Origin of the sequence: Vibrio sp. CUB2 (assembly GCF_001557945.1) — a bacterium.
In the GTDB taxonomy this organism is placed as follows: Bacteria; Pseudomonadota; Gammaproteobacteria; order Enterobacterales; family Vibrionaceae; genus Vibrio; species Vibrio owensii.
In genome coordinates, this window is record NZ_LNRB01000004.1 from 41,221 (window position 1) to 64,228 (window position 23,008).

The window sequence follows — 23,008 nt, forward strand, 5'->3', positions numbered from 1 at the left end:
CATAAAAGTTGATAGAAAAGCGTATAAATCTTCATAACTTGTCATAATGACAATATCCCGACGCAGTTGTCGGGATATTGTCGCTAAAGCCATGAAATTGATGGCTTTTTGCTCTGGACAAAAGTGTGATCTATCTCTAGTATTTGCCCCCTTGTCTATTCGTCCGGGAATAATCCCATCGCAAGGAAGCCAACACTCAAATACCTGAGGTTACTCATGCAGCTATCCCTGAAAAACTTGTCAGTACGAACGCAAGTTTTGGTTCCAGTTCTATTCACCGCGATCACTCTGTTCATCACATTGTGGATCACTCAAAACAATCTAGAAGCAGAGCAAGAATTGGTTGCTTCTAACTCCGACTCTCTTGTGTTCTACAAAGACACATTGGCTAAAATCGACGACCAAGTTTACCCATTGCGCATTAGCGCGGTTTACGCAATCTACGATGCTTCTCGTCGTGATGCTTTCCTTGCTGACCTAAAAGCGGGTGCAAAAGCGATTGATGCCGATCTCGATCTTGTCGATGCTCGTGGTACGTTCAGCAAAGAAGCGCAGAAAGTACGCCAAAGTATTGATGCTTACATTGATTACTCAACACGTGCGGTAGAATTCTTTAACCGTCACGACCGTGGCTTAGTATCTGATAGCGAATACACAAACTTTATCTCAGGTTACCGCCGTGTTGGTAACGAAATGGTTGCAACCATCAACTCACTATCACAGCGTGTGAATGAGATTGCGACGGAAGCAACTGCAGCAAGCGCACGTGAACATACTCGCGTACAAAACAATGCCATGATGTCGGTGATCGCGGTATTTGCATTCTCTTTGCTAGGCGCTTGGTTCCTATCTGGCATGATCGTTACGCCAATTCAAAAACTTCAAGAAGTGATGCGTAAACTAGCAGGTGGTGACCTGTCAGTGCGTGCAGACATTGATGGCGACAACGAAATTTCGCAGCTAAGCAAAGACGTAAACCAAACAGCGAAACAGCTTCACGATACGGTTGACCAACTGATGCGCATCAGTGAAGAAGTGGCTTCTGCTTCAACAGAACTTGCAGCGGTAATGACACAAGCTGAAGCGAATGCTCAACAAGAATTGGCTGAAATCGAGCAAGTGGCATCGGCGGTTAACGAGCTAGCAAGCACAGCAAACAACGTAAGCGACAACGCGACATCAGCAGACGCAACAGCACGTGAAGCGGATGGTCTAGCGCAATCTGGCCTAGCTATCTTCCAAGAGAGTGCACAAGCAAGCGAGCAAATGTCTCAAGCGCTTAACGATGCGGCGCAAGTGGTTCTTCGTCTGAAAGAACAATCGGTTCAAATCAACGACGTTATTGAAGTGATTCGTGGCGTATCTGAGCAAACTAACCTCCTAGCACTGAACGCAGCGATTGAAGCTGCACGTGCCGGTGAATCTGGTCGTGGTTTTGCTGTTGTAGCAGATGAAGTTCGTATGCTAGCGGCACGCACTCAAGACTCAACGCAAGAAATCTCTTCTATCATTGAAGAGCTTCAAGCGCAGTCTGGTCTTGCAAATGACAGCATGCAGGTGAGCCTAGAGATGCTTAACCGCAACAACGAGCTAACTCAGCAAGCGAACGATGCGTTGATTGGTATTACCGAGTCGGTAGCGAACATCAACGATTCAAATACGCAAGTGGCGACGGCAGCGGAAGAGCAGTCTCAAGTAACACAAGACATCAACCGTAACGTGGTAAACATGTCTGAACTTGTAAACCAAAACGTTGCTGGCATCAGCCAAAGTGCGAGCGCAAGTACTGAGCTTTCTCACCTTGCTGAAAAACAAAAAGAGCAGTTGAGTTTCTTCAAGCTTTAGTCAAAAGCAGCAAGCGACAAATATCGACTGATTGAAAAGAATCCCTGAGCTTCGGCTTGGGGATTTTTTTATCAAAAATCGAGTAATGATTTAATTAACAGTAATTAAAACAGTCAGTTACCAAAAATAAAAGGTGATTCATGTCACATTTATAAATGTTGAGTCTCACTTTTTAGCGTCAAAAGTTTTTTGACGCGCACGCTTTTATTCACCGAACCGATAACTTGAGGGTTTGGAGGTATTCACATCGTCATCTCCAGTGGTGTTTTGTTCAATTAAGGCTGTGTATTCAACTTGTTGCGTTAAAAATAGCAGCTGCTACGATGCCGCCCGTTTTCTCGTTGGTACAGAAAAGTCCTGTTTTCTGGTGAGAAAATGATGACAAAACAAAGATATGGAAAACTATAAATGAAATTGAAAACTTTAGCTGTAGCAGTGGCGCTAATGGCATCTGGATCTCAAGTTGTCGCTTCAGAATTGTACAACCAAGACGGTACATCACTAGAAATGGGCGGCCGCGCTGAAGCTCGTCTATCTATGATCGACGGCAAAGCAGAAGACCGTTCACGTATCCGTCTTAACTTCCTAGGTAAGCAGGAAATCAGCGATAGCCTATACGGTGTTGGTTTCTGGGAAGGTGAGTTCCGCACAAATGAAATGGGCGCTGTGGACGAAAATGCAAATGGTGAGAGCAACAGTGAACTAGACACGCGTTACGCTTACGCAGGTCTTGGCGGCAAATACGGTGAAATCACTTACGGTAAAAACGATGGTGCACTAGGCGTTATCACTGACTTCACTGATATCATGGCTTACCACGGCAACACTGCAGCACTAAAACTGCCAGTTGCTGACCGCACAGACAACATGGTTTCTTACTCAGGCAAATTCGAGCAACTAGCGCTTCGTGCAAGCTACCGTTTTGCTGATCGCACAACAGATGCGAACGGCTTTGACGACAACGAGCAAGATGGTTTCTCTCTATCTGGTATTTACGCATTCGCTGACACTGGCCTTGAGCTAGGTGCTGGCTTTGCTAACCAAGATGACGTTGACCAATACATGCTTGCGGCTTCTTACACTGTAGGTAACTTCTACGTTGCTGGTAACTACACAGGTATCGAGCAAGATTCTGACGATTACAAAGGTTACGAACTAGCAGCTGCATACACTATGGGCCAAACAGTGTTCACTTCTACTTACAACAAAGGTGACGTAGAAGACACAGATACTGTAGAAAACCTAGCCGTTGACGTAACTTACTACTTCAAGCCTAACTTCCGTGGCTACGCGTCATACAACTTCGACCTAATGGACAACGAAGGTTCTGACGAGCAAGACGAACTAGCACTAGGTCTACGTTACGACTTCTAAGTCAAATTGTTTTCTAAGATCCCGCCTTTTTCTTAGTAAAACAAAACCCCTTACCGTGAGGTAAGGGGTTTTCTTCATTTAAGGGGCATTTGAACGCCTTAGGGTTATTTGAACTAATTAGGCTACTTGAACGCAGTGATTCACACGTTGGATATGGACTGGTTTATCCTTTCAGCGTTAGCTTGGTGCCATCAAATTTGAGGTGACTTAAAAGGTTTTTGGCATTTGCTTTTCCGAAATCATCAAACTCGACTCCGTATCGTGCGTAGTGTGTCGATTTCTGTAAGTTACAGATTCGCCCTTTTAGTGGCGCTAACATGCGTCCGTTACCCGGCATCGTTATGTCGAGAGTGACAAGATCACCGACTTGGAGCGTTCTACTCATCGGTGAGGTGACAAATCGACAGCCACTCTTGGAAAGGTCTCGTATTTCACATTCTGCTCGGTATTGCTCGAACTGAAGGCGGCTACGCAGATTCACTTCGTATCGCACTTCTTTTCGCAGTTGATAAACCTGCATGGTGTTAGGCAGACTCAGTACCAATAATGGATATGGGTCGCCCAAACGGTGCTGAAGCTGGGCTCGAAAAGGGATTACGGCGCCTTCACCACGATGGGAATAGGCTTTTACGTTAATCCAGAAGCCTTCCTGAAAGTAAAACTTCAAATCCTCGTCGGAGATATTTGGGAGCTCAATCAGCGCGGTATTGTTGGAATGACAGCCCATAAATGTACTGGTGGTGATGAACTTGGTGCCTACTGGCGTGGTGACGTTAAGTGTCACTTCACTTCCATGTTCCACCATTGCCATTGCATCGGTGCTGTTTAATGTGCTTGCCTGACGTTCTGGTGCTTTTTTATTTGTAAGAGACGAACGATTGTCCCTTGCACTCGTCATCATATTTCTCATTATTATTGTCGTACCTAATGTGAGAAGACGGTTTTGCGCTATGTTATGGTAGTACTAAATGACTAGACTATTGCGTGGATATCATTCTATGCAGTCACATAGCTGGTTTCAATAAAGTACGAGTGAAAAGTGGGGCACGGATAATGCAGAAAGTGACACAAGACACAACAAGCCAAATTTTTTGGGTCGATTTAGAGCAAGACCACAAAGCAAAAGTGGTTTATATGCTTGATGGACAAGAGATGCACATAACATCCACGCTAATACCTGAAGAAGTGCGCGGTAAAGGCTATGGCAAAGTGATGATGGAAGCCGTCTTGCCAGAGATTGAAGCACAAGGCTATCGCGTTGTACCCGTTTGCCCTTACGTGATTAAATACATGGCAACACACCCTGAATGGGCGCATTTACTCGCATAATGGAGCCAATGAACAATCCGCTTTATCAAAACATCAGTGACGAGCTCAAACTCGGTTCGCTTAAACGCATCGATGTGATTCAATCTCTATGGGGTGGTTATGGTGAGTTAGTTCGGCTGACTTTTCAATGCCGCTCTATCATCGTTAAACACGTTCAACTTCCTAAAACATCGGAACATCCGCGTGGTTGGAACACCGAACGCTCCCATCAACGTAAGCTGCATTCTTATCAGGTTGAAGTGAGTTGGTATCAGCACTTTAGCAAACAAGCCGACGAACGTTGCCGAATCCCGCAAGGGCTCAAATGTTTTCAGAACGAAAATGAATGGCTGATTGTGATGGAAGACCTCGCTCAAGCCGGTTATCCAAACGTGATTAAAGAGGCGAGTAAAGCACACTTGAAAGCCTGCTTGGTTTGGTTGGCAAACTTCCACGCGCGCTATATTGGTGTTAGTGATGACACTTTATGGCCAACAGGTACCTATTGGCATTTGGACACAAGACCTGATGAATTGGCCGCACTGCAAAATGACAGGCTCAAGCAACGCGCAGAGATGATTGATAGCACTTTGCATCAGGCGCGTTTTCAAACACTGGTTCATGGTGACGCTAAGCTGGCCAATTTTTGCTTTGATGATGAAGGCTCAGCCGTTGCAGCAGTAGATTTTCAGTATGTAGGCCATGGCTGTGCGATGAAAGACGTGGCGCTGTTTATGAGCAGTGCTGTAGAACCGGATCAGTGTGCAGAGATGGAATTTTGGGTGCTGAATACCTACTTTGACGCCCTAGATAGTGCACTTAAACACTATCAGCCTAAGCTTGATGCTTCTGTGGTTGAGCAAGAATGGCGACCATTGTTCGCTGTTGCTTGGGCGGATTTTCAGCGCTTTGTGAAAGGCTGGAGTCCTAGTCACTGGAAGATTAACCCATATACCGAATCGTTAACGAAACGAGCGTTAGACTATTTGGACTTAAAGCAGTAATAAAAACTCCCGCAGGATTTCACAGTGAAAAAGCGGGAGTTTTATCATGGTGGATAACTATTAGTTTTTCGGTTTTCGAATGCGAGCCATGCTATAGGTGTTGATAAACTCACCGTCTCGGAAAGAGGCATCAACAAACTCACCTTCAATCTCAAAGCCGTGCTTTTTATACAGGCCTATTGCAGCGTCGTTATCGGCATTCACTTCGATATGGATACGTCTTACATTTAACCAGTTATCGGCCAGCTCTGTCACCGTACTAATCAGCGCACTTCCCACGCCTAAGCCGTGAAACTTGTCATGAACACCAATGCCAAACGAGGCGGTGTGCGAAGTTCTCGGGCGCTGTGAATGATGAAATCCAATGTTTCCCACTACCTTGCCATCGATTTCTGCAACATAGCTATACACACCAGCTGGCATGTTCGATAGTCGCTCAACCCACATCTTGAGAGATGGCTTAGGGAGTTGCAGGGTTTCACGTTGTGCTTTTGGTTGCGAATAAATTTCGACTAGCGCAGCGGCGTCTTCAACAGTGGTTGGACGAACGATAATTTCCATGCTTCTCTCCTGTGGTTTGTTGGAATTAACTTCAATCTAACCAGAGAACGTCACTTTGAATAGCCTTTTTTTACTTTTACCCTTCAAATGGCTTTTAAATTAGTATGTTACGAACCTCTAACTTTCACTTTTTATAGTGAATTATCATTGAAAATACCAATGAGAGTGATTTTCCGTTGAATTTTTGTACTAAGGAACATCACCTTTATGGAGAATAATGGTGAAGTTGTATTGACTAAAATAAACTCATTTTTATCAAAGTGTGAAGTTGGTATCTGCAACGAGTTGATTTTAATCAAGACAGGTTGGAGTTACCTCTTATGGGGTATGGGGAGCACGCCTTTTTAGCGCTATTTATGCTTAACTTGTTTAAGAGCAATTAGAGCGTGTTTGAGGAAAATAATAATGAAATCCTCTCAGTCAAAAGTCTCGCAAAGTCGACGTCGATTCTTGCGTGACACTGCCCGTACCGCCGCTGGTGTGGGTGCGGCAGCGTGTGTTCTTGGATTGCAGTCTTTGCAGAGCCAAGCGCGCGAAACTAAAGGTGTGCCTATTCGCCCGCCTGGCGCTTTGCCAGAAGGTGATTTTGAGTCTGCCTGTATTCGTTGTGGGTTGTGTGTTCAGGCATGCCCTTATGACACTTTGAAGCTTGCGAGTCTGCTATCCCCAGTTGCCAATGGTTCACCGTACTTTACTGCGCGCGATATTCCTTGTGAAATGTGTGAAGACATTCCTTGTGTCGTGGCTTGTCCTAGCGGTGCGCTGGATCATGACCTCACCGATATAGACGATGCGAGAATGGGGACGGCTGTGCTGATCGACCACGAAACCTGCCTCAACTGGCAAGGCTTACGTTGTGATGTTTGTTACCGTGTGTGCCCGCTGATCGATGAAGCGATCACATTGGAAAATATTCGTAATGACAGAACGGGCTATCACGCGAAACTGATCCCGACCGTCAATTCTGATGTGTGTACGGGGTGCGGCAAGTGCGAACAAGCTTGCGTGCTTGATGTGGCAGCGATCAAAGTGGTGCCGACCGATCTCGCCAAAGGTAAGGTTGGTAGTCACTACAACTTTGGCTGGCAAGAAATCGACAAGCCGCTTGAAAATGTCTTACCAGCAGATAATCCAGTACCAAGTGGTGCGCTTGAGTCGCTCAAAGGAGGTCAATAATGGCCAAGAACCTAGCGCAAGATGCTGGCAAAGAAGCCATCGAAAAACTGGGATGGTGGCATGCGCATCGTTTTCTCATTCTACGTCGATTATGCCAACTGACCATCATTGTTCTGTTTATGGCAGGGCCAACATGGGGCATTCTGCAAGGCAATTTGTCTTCCAGTATGCTGCTTAATACCGTGCCATTAAGCGATCCTTTGATTGTATTACAGTCTCTCGCCACAGGTCATATTCCAGAGTTCAACGCTTTCCTAGGCGTAGCGATTGTGTTGGTGTTTTACGCGATTCTTGCTCCGCGCGCTTTTTGTGCTTGGGTATGTCCACTCAATATCGTGACGGATTTTGCTGCGTGGCTGCGCAGAAAACTCAACCTCAAAGCGAGCTATCGTTGGTCGCCAAACATTCGCTATTGGTTAATCCCCGCATTGATGCTTGGCAGCGCGATTTCGGGCTCGGTGCTTTGGACTTGGCTTGACCCTGTTGCGGCGCTACATCGTGGTTTGGTATTTGGCATGGGCGCTGGCTGGGTTTTGATCTTATTGGTGTTTGTGCTGGATTTATTGCTAGTTGAGCACGGCTGGTGTGGTCATTTGTGTCCACTGGGAGCAACGTACAGTGTGATTGGTAGCAAGAGTTTAATGCGAGTCACTGCCGTGCGCCGAGAAGACTGTACTAAGTGCATGGATTGTTTTTATGTTTGCCCCGAGCCGGAGATTTTGCGTCAACCGTTAAAAGAAGGCGACCGTCGCGTGATGGATCAAACCTGTATGAGTTGTGGGCGTTGTTTAGATGTGTGTCCTGAAAAGGTGTTTGAGTTCCAGAATCGACTGAATGTGAAGAACATTGAATAACAAAACAAAGAGTAAGAGAACAAAGAGCGAGTTTAGCTGGTAGGCAGTCTAGTTTTGCTTAATTTTTCGATGCCATCAAAATATTATTGAGCTTAATTAAGATTCATCACTGTTATAGAAATAGCGTATTCCTTTTTATTAACCACCCTTGTATCTGGGTGGTTTTTTTTGACTGTTATGACGTGAATGAAAAACTCTACTGTTATGAAAAGCCTCTTAGTTCCTCTTGTTTTACTTAGCGCTGGCTGTGCTAACCAAGCTCAACCCACTGGACGTGAAGTTGACATCATCGTTGTTGCTCCTATGGAGTCTCAAGTCAGAGTCACTTATCAAGAGCACAATCTATTGAATACCGTTTACCTTAGTGGCGAAGCATGCCGCTTTGATATTGGGCCTACGACCATTAAAGGCGAGGGGGCTTCGGTTGAGCTAAAACCAAATGGCCAGTGTCGATAAACACTGGCCATTTTAGGAAGGAATGGAAGGTGGGCGCTTAGTCCGACTTTTCGTCTTTGATAAGGCCTTTTCTTTCTAGTCGCTTCTTAGGGTTAACGCGATGGTCGACGCCTAGCGCTTCTTTCGTAGTATCCGCGATCGTCTCATCAAGCGTACAACGGTTACCTACAACCTTCGTTACACCGTTAGCCAGCTTCTTAGGGCTACATTTCGGGTCGATAGGGCCAGCGTTTGCGACCACAGGAAGCAGTGACAATAACATCACTGAAAATGCGTATTTCATCTCATGAATCCTAATCTCTCAATTCGGTGCTTAATTTAGCATCGGTACTAAAAAGGATTTAGGCATTCCCAAGATTGTTCATCATCCAGATGACTATAGCCGTTTAGGTCGGTACGGAAAGTTGAAAGCCCTCTCTCTTCCGTGAGAAAAGGGCTTTCGATGAGGTTTTACCTCATTATCACTAGGCGTGCGGTCTGCTTGTTTAATGGAGCAAGTAGTCCATGCTGACTAGCTGCCGCCAAAGTATCGAACTGCTGACCACAACCCACAAAATGGTCTTCGCGATTTTAGCGTTTCGCATGGGTATTCCCGAGTATCAAAGATGAAATATTGATTGAGCCAGTTGTTTGGCTGATGTTCAGATGATATCTCAATGAATACTAGCCGAAGTTATCACCTTTAAAACATATCGGTCTGGAATGCCTACACACTGCATTTTTTGAAAAAAAAGCCCACCTATGGAGTGGTAGGTGGGCAAGGCTTATGTGGAGTCACAAACTGCTACCAGCTGGAGTCGGGACCGTAGTAGCAAGACACCTACAATATCGTTTGCCGGTGTGTTCAAAAAGGCATCTTAAATAAAGCGATTTTGGTCGATGCCCAACAGAAAAATGGTTAGTTTGCTCATCTAAAACGAAGAGGTATGGGTTATACCCAAAAGCGGAAAGATTGTGCTTTATTATTTTTATATATCAATGGTTTAAATTTTTGTTGAACTTGGGTAATTACCAAGCAATAGAATTGACGAAACGATGACAAGGTGACACTGCTTCAAATAAAAATACTCAGCAGTGTCTCTGGATTAAATGTAGCGGTGTGGTGGGAGTGAAGCTCTTATTGCTCGTTCTGTTGCGCGGCTTTTAAGCGCGATTTCTCAACGTTAATGATACCAGGGTTACCAACGCGAACCGTTTGCAGTAAATGCTTGATCCACATTGGCAAAGATGGCGATAAACGGTAATGAATCCAAAGCCCTTGGCGTGTGTCTTTTAAGAACGTGGTATCGCGCAATAATGCTAAGTGGCGAGAGACTTTCGGCTGGCTTTCATTCAACGCGTTTTTAAGATCTGTGACCGTCAAGTCTTGCTCGTCTTCCAAAAGCATTAATATTTTCAAGCGTAGCGGATCGCTCATCAGTTTAAAGAAGCTGCTCGGGTCAACATGTGTGTTGTTCTCTTCGCTGTTGAGGAGCAAAAATAGGCTAATGCGCTCAATCAGTTCTTTGGCGGTATTTTTAAATGGCTTAATGCCTTCCAATGGTTTGGGATCAACAAGATTCCAATGCAGCTGATCGACATCTTGTTCGAAAATAACACATTCATCTTTTGCGTTGTCACATAAGGTGATGACAAAGTCGTAGTGCTTGTTTTCAACTTCAGCATAATCTTTAGAGCGAAGTCCTTCACTTGTGATGTTCTGTGCATCTAAAACTTCAAACACTCTTTGGTCGACTTCACTTGGGTGAACGCCTGCGCTGTCAGCATGAAAACGGTCTCCTGCCATGTGGTTAAAGATCGCTTCGGCAAGTTGCGAGCGAGCGGAGTTACCAGTGCAAAGAAATAGGACTTGTTTTTTCATCATATCAAACTAAAAAATGCGGAGGCGTATGCCACTGTGACCATTGATAGAAGACAGTATAACGCTGCATGGGGTGAACAAGAAGCACCCGAACGTGCATCAGGTTCTATATTAACCGTTTAGACGTGCTAGATATGAAGAATCGTGATGAAAAAGTGGAGAATAGAAAAGTGCGGAATACAAAGTTATAGCGGGAAGAGTAAAGTAGCCTTACTGCGACGTTTGCGCAGTAAGGCTCAATCCGAATTACTTCTCTAGCTTAGTGAAGTAGTCGAAGATTACTGGTACGTCAGATTGACCTAGACCAGCGTTTAGCGCTGATTGTAGGTTTGCAGAAGTACCTTCAGCGATAAGAGACTCAGTACCTAGGTCTTTTACCATCTCTAGGAAGTAACCAAGGTCTTTGTTTGCGTTTGCAATAGAGAAACCTAGGTTTGGATTACCATCTACAGCGTAGTTCTTACAGAACTGCATAAATGGTGAGTTTGATGGGCCTGCAGACATGATGTCGAACAGTTGTTGGCCATCAACACCAGCAAGTTTTGCAACTGCAAACGCTTGAGACATGGTTGCTACTGTTGTCATACCCATGAAGTTGTTTACAAGTTTCGTCACGTGACCAGAACCTAGTGCGCCTAGGTGGAATACGTTCTCGCCTTGCTCATCAAGTACTGGCTTCACTTTGTTGAATGTATCCATGTCACCAGCAGCCATGATGTTTAGTAGGCCTTCTTTCGCGTGAGCAGGAGTACGGCCAAGAGGTGCGTCAATCATGCCTGCGCCTTTTGCCGCTAGATCTGCGCCAATCTTACGAGTAGAAGCTGGGATAGAAGTACCGAAGTCGATCAGCACTGCACCTTCTTTGATGCCTGCTAGGATACCGTCTTCTGCGTAAACCAATTTTTCTACAACTTCTGAAGTGGTTAGACAAAGCATCACGATGTCACTTGCTGCAGCCAGTTCTTTTGCAGAGCTTGCTTCTTTCGCACCACGAGCAACACACGCTGCAACCGCTTCTTTGTTCAGGTCCATTACGTTTAGTTCGTAACCACGGTTTTGTAGGTTCTCAACCATGTTGCCGCCCATTAGACCTAGTCCAATGAAACCAATCACAGGTTTTGTCATATCTAACTCCTAAAATATACTATTGTATGATTATATGGTCATTATAATATTCGCCCGTCTGGAATTTGCAATGAAAAAATTCCCCAAATGTGTTGTCGGATCTCAGTTTCTTCTAGTGAATTAAATTTTATGTTTTTGTTTTTAATTTATATCAATGGCTTACGTTCAGTTTTGACGCCTGAAAAGGTTAAAAAGCTAGAGGCATGAATTCACGGTTTTGTGATCTGGCGAGCATACAAGTCTTCGTAAGTAGAATAGGTTCATTTGTATTACAAATATATCTTGTTTTATTTACTTGAGGCATTTATGTACACCGGACATTTAGCACACTTAACGTTCCTTTCTTATTTATCTCCTAAGCTGCAAAGCGTCATCGAGATAGCAAAAGATAAGCTCAGCACACCGATTGAAAATGGTAAGTATGAGTTATTTGGAGAACCGGCTTTTATGATGGTGGTTGAAGATCAAACTCAGCCACTTGAACACCGACGTTCTGAAATCCACCGTAACTATCTCGATGTACAAATCCTGCTCGAAGGTGAAGAGGTATTTGGCTACAGTTTGAATCCTTTCACAGCAATAGAAGAAGACCTTCTAGCAGATAAAGACGTGGCCTTTAGTGAACAGTTGGTTGATGAGAAGTTCATAAAAGTGGGGACCGGAGAGTTCATTATTTTCTATCCGGGGCAACCACATCGTCCATTGGTTGTTACAGAGTCAGGACCGGCATCAGTTCGTAAGGCAATCATCAAAGTACATAAAGATTTTTTGTAAAATAAACTTTAAAAAATAACGACATAGCCGCTTTTAAAACGCAAGTTTAGAGGCGGTTTTTTATTCTAACTTTCGGAAATTTAAGTAAAAAACAGAAAGTAAATAAATAATAATGATATTGCGAATTTGTTACATTTGGCGGTATGATGGCGGCTTCATATTCTAAGGACTCATCATGAATACGCCACAAAAAAGCTGGAGAACGCCACAAAACTTTCTTCTGCTGATTTCCATTATTGTTCCTATTGCCTTCTCCACTTGGATGGCGCTGCTGAACAACTTCGTTATCGAAAAAGCCAACTTTGATGGAGCCGATATCGGCTTACTGCAAAGTGTGCGTGAGATTCCCGGTTTCCTTGCTTTCACTGTTGTCTTTGTTTTGCTGTTTATCCGCGAGCAACGTTTTATGTTGATCTCGCTCGCCATGTTGACACTGGGCACGGCAATCACAGGTTACTTCCCATCTTTGTTTGGACTTCTTTTCACAACCTTGTTGATGTCGACTGGCTTCCACTATTTCGAAACATTGAAGCAATCTTTGTCCTTACAATGGCTTTCTAAAGAAGAAGCGCCAGAGATGCTGGGTAAGTTCATCTCGGTTGGGGCGTTGGCGTCTTTAATTACCTATGGGGCGATTTGGGTACTGCTAGAACAGCTGAAGTTGGATTTTAAGACGGTCTATTTGTTAGCAGGTGGTACGGGTTTTATCCTGATCATGGTGATGGCGTTTGCGTTCCCTGAATTCAAAACGGAAGTGCCACAAAATAAAAAGCTTGTTCTGCGTAAGCGTTACTGGCTTTACTACGCGTTGACCTTTATGAGCGGTGCTCGACGTCAAATCTTCACGGTTTTTGCCGGGTTCTTGATGGTTGAGAAGTTTGGCTATTCGGCTGCAGACATTACGCTTCTCTTCTTAATCAACTATTTGTTCAATTTCCTGTTTGCTAAACGTATTGGTCGCTTTATCGGAGCCGTTGGTGAGCGCAAAGCACTGATGTTTGAATATGTGGGATTGATTTTTGTCTTCGTCGGTTACGGTTTAGTGCAAACTGCGGAGTGGGCGGCAGCATTGTACGTGATTGACCATCTGTTCTTTGCACTGGCTCTCGCAATCAAAACTTACTTCCAGAAGATTGCCGATCCGGCAGACATGGCATCAACGGCTGGTGTGGCGTTTACCATCAACCACATTGCTGCTGTCGTGATTCCGGTAACCTTTGGTGTGATTTGGTTGGTTTCACCTTCAAGCGTGTTTTACATTGGTGCGGCTATGGCCGGGGTAAGCTTGTTACTGTCTTTAAATATCCCAGCTAAGCCGGGAGAGGGTAACGAAACGCGTGTGTTGAGATGGAACTAAGTTAGTACTTACTACTCAATAGCTTAACGCGAAAGCTGGTTATAAAAATGGGATGCAGAGGCATCCCATTTTTGTATTCAGTTTTCAACGTGAGACTGGTTCGTTTAGAACGGATACCAAAACAGTTGAGTGTCTATAACGCGTTTGCTAATCGCTGCGGTAACAATCACGGCGATGCCCGCCATACACATCATATCGGCTTTGGTCAGCGGCTTTAAACTGTACCAAGTACGAGAAGAGTGACGCCCAAAACCACGCAATGTCATCGCGTTAGAGATTTGGTCAGCGCGATCTAGGCTAGAGAAAATCAGCGGGCCTAAGATCTTAGAAACGTTCTTCATCCGGGTAAACAACGGCGCTTTCTTACTCAGTTCAACACCACGAGCTTGTTGAGCGTGCATGATGTTCACGAAGTCTTTCTTCACTTCTGGCAAGTAACGTAAGGTCAAACTGACGGCATAGGCGATTTTGTAAGGCACACCCATGCGGTTCAAACTTGCTGCAAACTCAGTAGGATGCGTAGTAAACACAAACACCAAGGCAATTGGGAACATGCTGAAGTATTTCAGTGTCACGGTGACCAGATAGAACAAGGTCTCTTGGGTGAGTGAGTAATTACCCGGTAACGATAGTAATACCGTTTTTGAGCCCATGTATTCACTGCCTTGCTGCGGTGCTAATGCAAACATAAACAGCGCATTAATCAACAAAACACTGCTTGTACCGATCAGTAAAGGCTTGTACACATGGAAAGGTACCTTGGTCATTTTTAACAAACCAAGACCTACAACGATCAGTAGAGCAATGATGCGCAAATCAAAGGTCGTAAGTACCACCGTTACCCATGCAATGAACATCAAAAACTTGGTGATGCCATTGAGTTTGTGCAGTGGCGAGTGGGTATCGATGTAGTTGATACCAAACTTCATCTTGTTGTCTTTCATGCCACTACTTTCTCAATGTTTTTAGCATCATTATTTTGTGAATCTTGAGCTTCTGAAGCTTGGATATCGGCGTTGTTTTCACGCTCTCGACGCGCTTTTTCAACGTCAATAAAGTGCTGCATAAAGTCGTTCGTATTCTCAATGCCTAACTCAGTGGCCAGTTCATACAAGCTAGTTGTCGCCAAGTTCGCTTGGTCTAACAGTGCAGGGGAACTAAACACTTCAGTCATTGGCGCGTCGGCAATCAACTTGCTGTCAGCAATCACGATGGAACGAGTGGTGTATTCCAAGACCAAGTGCATGTCATGAGAGATGATCATCACCGTAATGCCAAGTTCGCGATTAAGCTTCTCGATGAAGCTCAGCATTGATGTGTAGTTACGATAATCCTGACCAGCAGTAGGCTCGTCCAGAATCAAAAGCTCAGGCTCTAGGGCAAGAATCGATGCGATCGTTACGCGCTTCTTCTGACCGTAGCTTAATGCCTCAATTGGCCAGTGGCGGTACTTGCTCAAACCACACAGCTCAAGGACTTCCAATACCTTCGCTTCGACTTGTTTCTCTTCAACACCACGGTTACGCAGGCCGAAAGCCACTTCGTCGAAAATCATGTGATGCGAAATCATATGATTTGGGTTTTGCATTACCACGCCAACCTTTTGGCTACGCTCGAAAATCGTTAGCTCATTTAAGTCTTGGCCGTTCAAGATCATCGAGCCTTGGTCTGGTTCAATCACGCCCATCACAAGTTTAGTGATGGTGGATTTACCAGAGCCGTTTTTACCCAAAACCGAAACGAATTCGCCGCGTTTTACATCGAAGCTAACGTCTTCAAGCGCGTTTTTCTCACCATCGTATGAATAGGTAAGGTTACGAACAGCCAGAAGAGTCTCGGCTTGTTTTTCAACATTGGTTGCTTTTGAGGCTTCAAACCATGCGCTGACGGCGGATTGGTATTGCGCCAATGGCAATGTACTTAAGCTCGATGGTTTTGCATCGCCTTCAATCGCGCAGCCTGCTTCTTTCAAAGCAGAAAGGTAAAGAGGCTCACGGATACCGTATTCTTCAAGAAGCGGGGACGCTAAGATTTCATCTGGTGTGGTATCTGCGATGATTTCACCGCTTTCCATCAGAATAATGCGGTCAACAGAGCGATGCAGTACATCCTCAAGACGGTGCTCGATAATGATGATGGTTTTGCCCGTTTCACAGTGCAGATCATCGATAATCTCGATGGTCTTTTTGCCCGTCTTTGGATCAAGGGCAGCAAGTGGTTCGTCAAACAACAAGATGTCGACGTCATCGACTAAAATACCCGCCAAAGAAACGCGTTGTTTCTGACCGCCTGATAAATCGTGAGGGGAGCGATCTAACATCTGTTCCAAATCGACCATTTTGGCCGTTGCTTTGACCAATGGGTACATGTCGATGTTAGACATCAATTGGTTTTCCAACGCGAATGCGATGTCTTCACCAATGCTCAACCCAACAAATTGGCTGTCCGTATCTTGTAGTACGGTACCAACTTGTTCGGTGAATTGGTGCATGTCAAAAGGGGCGGTGTCTTGACCGTTGATGGTCAGTTGGCCACTGGTTTCCCCTTTGATAGCGTGTGGGATCAGTCCGTTAAGACATTGGCCAAGGGTAGATTTACCACTACCACTTGGACCGATAATGACGATTTTCTCTCCTTTCTCTATCCTTAGATTGATATTTTTTAGTGTCGGTTTGTCCAGCGACTCATATCTAAAAGAGAAGTTAGAAAATTCGATTGTCATTCGACATTAAGCCTCTGTTAAGTTGCGGCTTTGCTTGTTACGTTTTGCGACAGACTTAAGAATGAAGAAGCCAACAATAGCAATAAGAATGGTGTTACCCAGTGCGATGATCGACAGCTGTGTAAATACCTTAGTGAACGGTTCTGCATACAAGATGGTGTCTAGGAAGGCTGAGCAGCCGTAACCAAATACGTTACCCAATAGAGCAAGCACCACGAACAACGCGAAATCTTTCATATTGAAGTCACCTTTCTCTAAGCGGTTGCGTGTTAGAGAAGGGAAAAGACCGATAATTAAACCGACAATACCTGAACCAAGTACCCAAGTTAGCCATACGCCCCAGCCTGCAAATAGGTCAGTAACCCAGTGGCCAATGAAGCCAACCAAGAAGCCTACAAGAGGGCCGAATAACACTGAGAACAATGCCAATACCGCCATTGCTGGTTTCAGCGTCGTGTTTGCAAACACAGGAATGCCAAACATTGGCAAACCGCCGATGCCGTATAGCGCAGCACCGATTGCAATAACCACTACGGTTTTAGCAGAAAGATTCATAGATAACCTCAGTTCAATTGTCGATTTTAAAGAACGTTCACTTGCTTTGTTTTATAGCGCTGATTGTGTAACAAAGTTAGGAAACAACCAAGCTGCTTATTGTTTGCTCTGTTTTTCTTCAAGAAATGTGTGATTGGATTCACGCATCCCATTGACTGGCTTAGTTTTTCAGCAAGCATCAAAAATAAGGCGCGCATTATACAGAATATTGATAAAAGTGGGAATGCTATCTGTCTGGATGGCTAGAATGAAAACAGGGGCTGACTGTCAGCCCCTGATTACACTTTTTGATTCGTTTTTCGCCATTAAATTAATGGTCTAGGTATAGGTAGTTTTGCCAGCTCTTCATACGGATAAGGACTTTTCGCATGATAGAAACGTGGGTGAAACTATCGGAATAAACCGCAACTTCTACAGCGGTACCCATAGGTAAGTGGAACTCAGCTAAATCATCGGTGATTTTGAGAGTCACAAATACACGGCCACTGGTACGTAATGCTTCAGTGCCAAGTAGAGAACCACGAGCTTGGAATTGGCTCTCCCCAATCGCAGGTAGAACTTCAACCACTTCGCCTTTAAATACATTACCCGGTAGTGCACGGAACATGAACTCCGCTTCAAACCCCGGCTCTAGGCGTTGCAGAGAGTTTTGACGGAACGCGGCGGTATATAGCTTTTCTTCGGTATGAACAAAGGTCATTACAGGCGCTAAAGGCAGAGGTACCGCCATTACACCTGGGCGCAAGGCAAGCTGAGTGACGTAACCGTCGGTTGGTGCGGTAACGACTGTTTGCTCTAGGTTGAACTCTGCTTTTCTCAATTCAGCCAATAGAGAGGCAACTTGAGTATTTTCACCACCAACTTCAGATTCGAGTGCGATTTGCGCTTGCTTTTGTCTCGATTGTTCAACTTCTAATGCAGCTTGCGCAGCTTTGAATGCTTGTCGACGAGTATCCAATTGTTGCTCTGTAAACGCGCCGCGATCGAAACCACGTTGGTAACGGTCAAACTCACGCTGTGCTTTATCTCGTTCAGCGAGGGCTTTTAATACCGCAGCTTCTGCTTCTTGAACATTCGATTCAAGACCTAGTGCACCCTGACTTGCTTCTTTCACTTTTGCTCTTAGTCGGTCGACTTCAGCTTGGAAAGGCACGGGATCGATTCGGAAAAGCACGTCGCCTTTCTGTAGAGGTTGGTTTGGTTGAACAGGCACTTCAATCACTCGGCCACGAACGCCAGAGACGACAGGTGTGGTTGAGAAGACTTGGTTACCAATTTGCGTGAACGGATGGTTGTAGTTCATCAGCAAGATAAGTGTACCGACCAACACTACACCACCAAGAACAGCGGTCGGAACTGTCCATTTGTTCAATGGGATATTGAAGATTTTGAAAATCGCGATACATAACGCGGCGTAAGTCAGAACCAGTAGTAAATCCATTATTGTTCCTCCTTACCTTGTTCTTTTTGTGCTGGAGTGCTTGACGCTGGCTTTTCGCCTTTCAGCGTAGAGACTTCTTTTTTCAATTCGTTGACTTCATCTATTAGCTCTTCGAGGCGATGATGGATATCATGCGTTTCTTGTTCGAGTTGTTTGAAGCCCCAGCCTCGTTCTTTGCGCCATAATGTCGCCCAAATCCAAAGGAAAGGCCAAAGGGCGTGAAGTGTGAAAAGGCTTACCCAGCCAGCGTAATGAATAGCGTCTTGGTGAGGATGCTCGCGCTCTTTTGCTATTTCATAAGGAATATCGTGAATCACAATGATTCCGTAGAAGATAACCAAAGCAACGAAAATGAGTAACCCAAGTGCAAAATAGTCTAGAAACATCTTACTTCCCTGTGCTTGTTGCTAAATAGAAAAACTTACGTAAATTAACTGTTTAAGTATTTGATGAAACAATAAGTGAATCAAGTTATTTATAACTCGATGCGCTGTTATTGAGAGATACGGCATGCAATACGAAGGAGTAAGCAGTGCAATATTCAGGTGAGATTGCTGCAATTTGCGCGGCGGTCGTTTGGGCGGTTGCCACATGGATATACAGTCAGTTCAGTCATCGTTTTTCAGCGATGCAGTTGAATATCGTCAAAGGCATTATTGCGTCGGCGATGATGCTGGTGGTCATGCCATTTTTGCCGCAGGGTATACCAACACAAATTGAACCATTACATCTCGCTGTATTAGCGGTTTCCGGTGTGATTGGTATTGCCATTGGCGACAGTGCTTACTTCGCTGCGTTGAAGCGCATTGGTCCGAATAAAACCTTATTGCTGGAATCTCTTGCTCCTCCGCTATCGGGTGTGCTTGCTTTGGTGTTTCTTGGTTCGGAACTGACATTACAAAGTTGGCTTGGCGTGGTGGTGACAACCGCAGCAGTAACTTTTGTGGTCTTTCAACCTTCTTCTTCAGGCGAAGAAACAAATTGGAGTGGCGTTGGTTTTGGTCTGTTGGCGAGTGTATGCCAAGCTTCGGGTGTGGTGATTTCGCACTATGCGTTGGTTGCAGGCGATCTTCCACCCTTACTTGGTGCGTTAATCAGGCTCAGCATTGGTGTGTTAGCGGTTTGCTTGGTGATTAAAGTCGTTGAGCCTGCGCCGTTTAAAGGCATCAAGCAGCACATTCAAGAGATGGGCAACAAAGCAATGGGATGGTTGCTACTGGCGATCTTTGTCGGGACCTTCCTTGCCCTTTGGCTACAACAGATTGCGTTGAAGTACGCCAACCCAGCGATAGCGCAAACCTTAATCGCCACAAGCCCTTTGTTTATCTTAGTAATTTACGCCATTAAAGGTGAAAAGGTGGGCGTGAAGAGTGTAATAGGAACATTGGTCGCGCTCGGCGGTATTTCATTGTTCTTTCTTTAAGCCTTTCTCCTAGCAAGTGGAAGCAAGATGTAAAAACGCCCCAGTTTGAGCTGGGGCGTTTTTTATTGTTCAGAGCTTGATTTGTGGGGCAGAGCTTTGTTTATCGTTGAGGGCTTGGCTTATAGCTCGGTACACACTTGATTTCGGCCGTTGGCTTTCGCGCGATACAGAGCTTTGTCGGCACGATAGAAGGTACGTTGAGTATTTTCACCTTCACGATGTAATGTGATGCCGATGGAGACGGTCAAGCCGCGCTCTCCCAAGATTTCATGCCATCCAAACTGGTAAATACGCTCACGGTAGTTTTCAGCGTGCATTTCAGCCTTAGCGACTTCGGTGTTTTCAAGAATCACCAAGAACTCTTCTCCACCAAAACGTACACATGAAGACCCTCGGAATTTAAAGTAACTGGAGAGTTCTTTCGAAACGTTCACAATGGCTTTATCACCCACTAAGTGGCTGAGCTCATCATTAATCGATTTGAAGTGATCAATGTCGATAACCAGTAAGGCAAAAGGCGTGTCGTGCAGCAGCAAATCTTTGAGCTTCACTTCCAACCAACGTCGGTTGTGCAAAGACGTCAGAGGGTCTGTGAACACGTCTTGTTGCAACTGGGCTACCGTATTTTTGTGTTGTTGAGTCGTCTCTTTCAGTTCTTTGTTTTCAATCTCTGAAAGGATTAGTTTGAGTTGCAATTCAAATCGAGTCAGGCGGCGCAACTGTGCAGGCCCTAACTCGCTGATTGGAATGTGTTTCACCAAGTCAGATTCAACGCGGAACGCTTTCTTCTCGTAATTGAGCGCTTCTTTGAACAAACCTTGCGATGAACACACTTGGCTCATTGCATTGTAAAAGCGGTTCGCAATCAGTGGTGAAGAATGTTCGTTGATACGTTTGCCAGTCGAGGCCAACAGTAGGTTTGACAGCGATTGGTGACCGACTTCATTCAAGCAGTAAGCCGTCTCAATTTTTACCATGGTTGAGAGCCAGAATGTGTGCTGCTTACCGGTTGCGTATTGGATTTGAGAGATGGCAAGCAGCGCTTCGTTGTACTCTTTTTGTAAACGGTGCAGTTTGGCTCGGTATAAATGAATCTGGCCGGTTAGGTTTTTATCACTGACCAAGATGCTGAGTTCTTCACATTCGCTGAGTAAGTCTGTCGCCGCGCCGATACGCTGAAGGCTGATGTAACACGCCAACATATAGAGTTTGTAACGCAATCTCAGCGAGCGGCTACCAATCGCATGATCAATTGCATCGATCTTTTGGTAGTAGCGTAGAGCGCGATTATGATCGCCATACGCGTCACACAGATTGCCCATTCCAATGATAGCTAACACGTACTCGTCAATGTAACCGTATTCCACCGATATATTGGAGGAAGAGATGTACTCGGTTAATGCCGCGTTGTAGTCGCCTTTCTCGACCAAGCGATCGCTCAAGCTCGATTTCACCGAAAGGATGTCTTCAACGTCCTCTGGCAGTTTGAGTAAATCGAGCGCGTGGCGTAGCTCTTCAATGCTTTCTGTTAACTGTTTAATCTTGCTGCGGTACTCGGCACTGATGATATAGCAATGCGCTTTCTCTCGATTGGTTGAAGCAATGTGTAGGCGAATGTGTTCCCACAAGATCAACGCCTCTTCACCAGTGACTGAAGAGGGATCCATGCCTGCATCGGTGACCTTACTAAGCAGTTGTTCCATTCTTCATTACCTCAATGTGGCTCTCTTCCAACTGCTCTAACGTGAACGGGAAGGTTAGGATGTCCTGTAGATAAAGGGTCGGCTTAGGGCCAGTTAAACCGCGACGTTTCCAAGGGTAGATGTCCAACATAGCGCAGACGGTGCGGTAGAGATCTTCAGCGGCTTGATCCTTTTCAGCAATCAACATCGCCAGACGGTCGCTGCTCAAGCGCGAGATAAGATCACTAGACGTGGTGAGCGAATGGACTAATTCGGTACAGATATCGAGAAACGCCGGATCGGAGTGGCGGATCATGATGATCGCATGATTAGAGCGTTTTAGTTCGGTCTTAAACAGAACCAGTTGTTCCCACCAATAGGTTTCTGACACCACATTTGAGAACTGCTTTTCTGGGTCGTATTCATGTTGAGCACGAATACGGTTGATGAGTTTTCTTGCTCGCTGCTCTAACTGGCGTTTTGAGCCGCGAGCTTTGTCCATGCTGACTCGGTGTGTCTGCTCTTTAAGCATCTTGAGGGCATGTTTGCGATATTTTTGAAACGCTTGGAAAGCGAGCTCGTAATTGCCTTGCTCTTCGGCAACTCTTGATTGTTGGAAGCAGATTTGGCTGAGTAGTTCACCGTTATCAAATGCGAGCGCGGATTGTTCGGCGGATTGCAAAAGTTTTGCAGCACTCTCGGTGTTTTTACGCAATAGTTCGAGTCTTGCTCGGCTGATGAAAGAGTGGGCCTTCATCCAAGTCAGGTCTTGCTCTATCGCGAGCTGGTGGGCTTTTTGGGTTGCTTCTTCTGCGGCATCGAGACGTTCTAAGCCAAGAAGCGCAAGACCTTTAAAGTCCCATATCTCAGCTTGCCAAGTGCTGTCTTCATGATCTCTTAGGACTTCGGTTGCGCCGTCTAAAACGGTGAGCATTTCAACAAAGTTGTTGAGTAGGTAGTAATCCCAAGCCAGCAGGATTCTCGCTTTCCCTTCTAGCCAAGCAATACGGACGTTATTTGCCACTTTTACTGCAAGCTCGTGCGTGGTAGCGGCAAGCTTATGTTCGTTAGTGATTCGCCAAACATTGCCTAGGCCGATTAAGGCTTCGATTTGAATCTCGATGTCGTCGACCAAGGCCGATTGCTCAAGGGCGTTAATCCAATATTGCTGAGCAGAATAATACTTTGCTTGTCCCCAATATTGAAGCGCGAACAGGTGGAGAATTTCTGGAAGGTGATCGTCAGTGTCGAGTTGAATTTGAATATTGTAAGCGTCTTTAATCAGCTTTAGGCCATGACGATAGTCCATGCTACACCAGCATGCGTGCGACATGATGATAAGTGCACGGATCTCGCCATCGACAAATAGAATTTGCTCTGCACGAATACGGCACTGTTCTGCGATTCGGAATGCTCGCTCGGGATCAGATTTTATCTGGCCTTCAAGGGCGTTGAGCTCGGCGTCGAGCTGAATTTGGCTTTTATCCAAC

The 23,008-nt window shown here is 45.3% G+C and carries 22 protein-coding genes; 10 read left to right on the plus strand and 12 right to left on the minus strand.

What is annotated here, in order from left to right; genetic code table 11:
* The first annotated feature begins 216 nt into the window (after positions 1-216).
* Entirely contained in the window at positions 217-1,845 is a 1,629-nt protein-coding gene (locus ATB78_RS07260) for a methyl-accepting chemotaxis protein (RefSeq protein WP_005439025.1), read from the plus strand.
* Positions 1,846-2,253: 408 nt separating this feature from the next.
* Positions 2,254-3,219 (plus strand): porin, encoded by a 966-nt coding sequence (locus ATB78_RS07265; protein WP_061008244.1) that lies wholly within the window; start codon positions 2,254-2,256, stop codon positions 3,217-3,219.
* Between the two features lie 163 nt (positions 3,220-3,382).
* On the opposite strand, the gene ATB78_RS07270 is transcribed toward ATB78_RS07265, so the two are convergent.
* Positions 3,383-4,117 carry a flagellar brake protein gene (locus ATB78_RS07270; RefSeq protein WP_009704960.1) on the minus strand — a complete coding sequence of 245 codons (735 nt, stop codon included), beginning with the start codon at positions 4,115-4,117 and terminating at the stop codon, positions 3,383-3,385.
* Positions 4,118-4,272: 155 nt separating this feature from the next.
* On the opposite strand from ATB78_RS07270, the gene ATB78_RS07275 reads away from it, so the two are divergent.
* Both ATB78_RS07275 and ATB78_RS07280 read left to right on the plus strand, forming a co-directional pair.
* A complete protein-coding gene (locus ATB78_RS07275; protein WP_061008245.1) occupies positions 4,273-4,548 on the plus strand; it encodes a GNAT family N-acetyltransferase in 276 nt (91 codons plus the stop codon).
* On the plus strand, positions 4,548-5,531 hold the full coding sequence (locus tag ATB78_RS07280) for an aminoglycoside phosphotransferase family protein (protein ID WP_061008246.1): 984 nt from the start codon (positions 4,548-4,550) through the stop codon (positions 5,529-5,531). The genes ATB78_RS07275 and ATB78_RS07280 overlap by 1 nt, the downstream gene beginning before the upstream one ends.
* 60 nt (positions 5,532-5,591) lie before the next feature.
* On the opposite strand, the gene ATB78_RS07285 is transcribed toward ATB78_RS07280, so the two are convergent.
* A complete protein-coding gene (locus ATB78_RS07285) occupies positions 5,592-6,092 on the minus strand; it encodes a GNAT family N-acetyltransferase (protein WP_005439016.1) in 501 nt (166 codons plus the stop codon).
* A gap of 405 nt (positions 6,093-6,497) precedes the next feature.
* Between ATB78_RS07285 and napG the strand changes: the two genes are divergently transcribed.
* From napG to ATB78_RS07300, 3 genes are all read left to right on the plus strand, one after another.
* A complete protein-coding gene (napG, locus tag ATB78_RS07290) occupies positions 6,498-7,268 on the plus strand; it encodes a ferredoxin-type protein NapG (RefSeq protein WP_061008247.1) in 771 nt (256 codons plus the stop codon).
* The gene (napH, locus tag ATB78_RS07295; protein ID WP_061008248.1) at positions 7,268-8,122 is read left to right on the plus strand and encodes a quinol dehydrogenase ferredoxin subunit NapH; all 855 of its coding nucleotides are present in this window, start codon (positions 7,268-7,270) and stop codon (positions 8,120-8,122) included. The genes napG and napH overlap by 1 nt, the downstream gene beginning before the upstream one ends.
* Before the next feature lie 204 nt (positions 8,123-8,326).
* Entirely contained in the window at positions 8,327-8,578 is a 252-nt protein-coding gene (locus ATB78_RS07300; RefSeq protein ID WP_061008249.1) for a hypothetical protein, read from the plus strand.
* Positions 8,579-8,615: 37 nt separating this feature from the next.
* On the opposite strand, the gene ATB78_RS07305 is transcribed toward ATB78_RS07300, so the two are convergent.
* The 3 genes from ATB78_RS07305 to ATB78_RS07315 all read right to left on the minus strand — a co-directional run bounded on the left by ATB78_RS07305 (position 8,616) and on the right by ATB78_RS07315 (position 11,564).
* Positions 8,616-8,861, minus strand: a complete 246-nt coding sequence (locus tag ATB78_RS07305; protein WP_005439002.1) for a hypothetical protein — start codon at positions 8,859-8,861, stop codon at positions 8,616-8,618.
* A gap of 834 nt (positions 8,862-9,695) precedes the next feature.
* Entirely contained in the window at positions 9,696-10,442 is a 747-nt protein-coding gene (locus tag ATB78_RS07310; protein WP_061008250.1) for a metalloregulator ArsR/SmtB family transcription factor, read from the minus strand.
* 243 nt (positions 10,443-10,685) lie between these two features.
* Positions 10,686-11,564 (minus strand): NAD(P)-dependent oxidoreductase, encoded by an 879-nt coding sequence (locus ATB78_RS07315; protein WP_005438999.1) that lies wholly within the window; start codon positions 11,562-11,564, stop codon positions 10,686-10,688.
* A gap of 306 nt (positions 11,565-11,870) precedes the next feature.
* Here ATB78_RS07315 and ATB78_RS07320 point away from each other — a divergent pair, with 306 nt between their 5' ends.
* Entirely contained in the window at positions 11,871-12,338 is a 468-nt protein-coding gene (locus tag ATB78_RS07320) for a YhcH/YjgK/YiaL family protein (protein WP_061008251.1), read from the plus strand.
* Positions 12,339-12,513: 175 nt separating this feature from the next.
* Positions 12,514-13,695, plus strand: coding sequence for an MFS transporter (locus ATB78_RS07325; protein WP_061008252.1), 1,182 nt, complete (start codon positions 12,514-12,516; stop codon positions 13,693-13,695).
* Positions 13,696-13,799: 104 nt separating this feature from the next.
* Here ATB78_RS07325 and ATB78_RS07330 read toward each other — a convergent pair whose 3' ends face one another.
* From ATB78_RS07330 to ATB78_RS07350, 5 genes are all read right to left on the minus strand, one after another.
* Positions 13,800-14,639, minus strand: coding sequence for an energy-coupling factor transporter transmembrane component T (locus ATB78_RS07330; RefSeq protein WP_061008253.1), 840 nt, complete (start codon positions 14,637-14,639; stop codon positions 13,800-13,802).
* A complete protein-coding gene (locus ATB78_RS07335) occupies positions 14,636-16,417 on the minus strand; it encodes a DUF3744 domain-containing protein (RefSeq protein ID WP_061008254.1) in 1,782 nt (593 codons plus the stop codon). The genes ATB78_RS07330 and ATB78_RS07335 overlap by 4 nt, the downstream gene beginning before the upstream one ends.
* A 6-nt stretch (positions 16,418-16,423) precedes the next feature.
* The gene (locus tag ATB78_RS07340) at positions 16,424-16,972 is read right to left on the minus strand and encodes an ECF-type riboflavin transporter substrate-binding protein (RefSeq protein WP_005432209.1); all 549 of its coding nucleotides are present in this window, start codon (positions 16,970-16,972) and stop codon (positions 16,424-16,426) included.
* A 310-nt stretch (positions 16,973-17,282) separates the two neighbouring features.
* Positions 17,283-18,413: an HlyD family secretion protein gene (locus ATB78_RS07345; RefSeq protein WP_005438989.1), complete on the minus strand. Its 1,131-nt coding sequence runs from the start codon at positions 18,411-18,413 to the stop codon at positions 17,283-17,285.
* Entirely contained in the window at positions 18,413-18,799 is a 387-nt protein-coding gene (locus ATB78_RS07350) for a DUF3302 domain-containing protein (protein ID WP_005438987.1), read from the minus strand. The genes ATB78_RS07345 and ATB78_RS07350 overlap by 1 nt, the downstream gene beginning before the upstream one ends.
* 146 nt (positions 18,800-18,945) lie before the next feature.
* Between ATB78_RS07350 and ATB78_RS07355 the strand changes: the two genes are divergently transcribed.
* Entirely contained in the window at positions 18,946-19,836 is an 891-nt protein-coding gene (locus ATB78_RS07355; RefSeq protein ID WP_061008255.1) for a DMT family transporter, read from the plus strand.
* Between the two features lie 119 nt (positions 19,837-19,955).
* Here the strand turns inward: ATB78_RS07355 and ATB78_RS07360 are convergent, their stop codons facing one another.
* Both ATB78_RS07360 and ATB78_RS07365 read right to left on the minus strand, forming a co-directional pair.
* Positions 19,956-21,539 carry a GGDEF domain-containing protein gene (locus ATB78_RS07360; protein WP_045479721.1) on the minus strand — a complete coding sequence of 528 codons (1,584 nt, stop codon included), beginning with the start codon at positions 21,537-21,539 and terminating at the stop codon, positions 19,956-19,958.
* Positions 21,523-23,007, minus strand: coding sequence for a hypothetical protein (locus ATB78_RS07365; protein ID WP_061008256.1), 1,485 nt, complete (start codon positions 23,005-23,007; stop codon positions 21,523-21,525). Before ATB78_RS07365 ends, ATB78_RS07360 begins: the two co-directional genes overlap by 17 nt.
* Position 23,008: the final 1 nt, after the last annotated feature.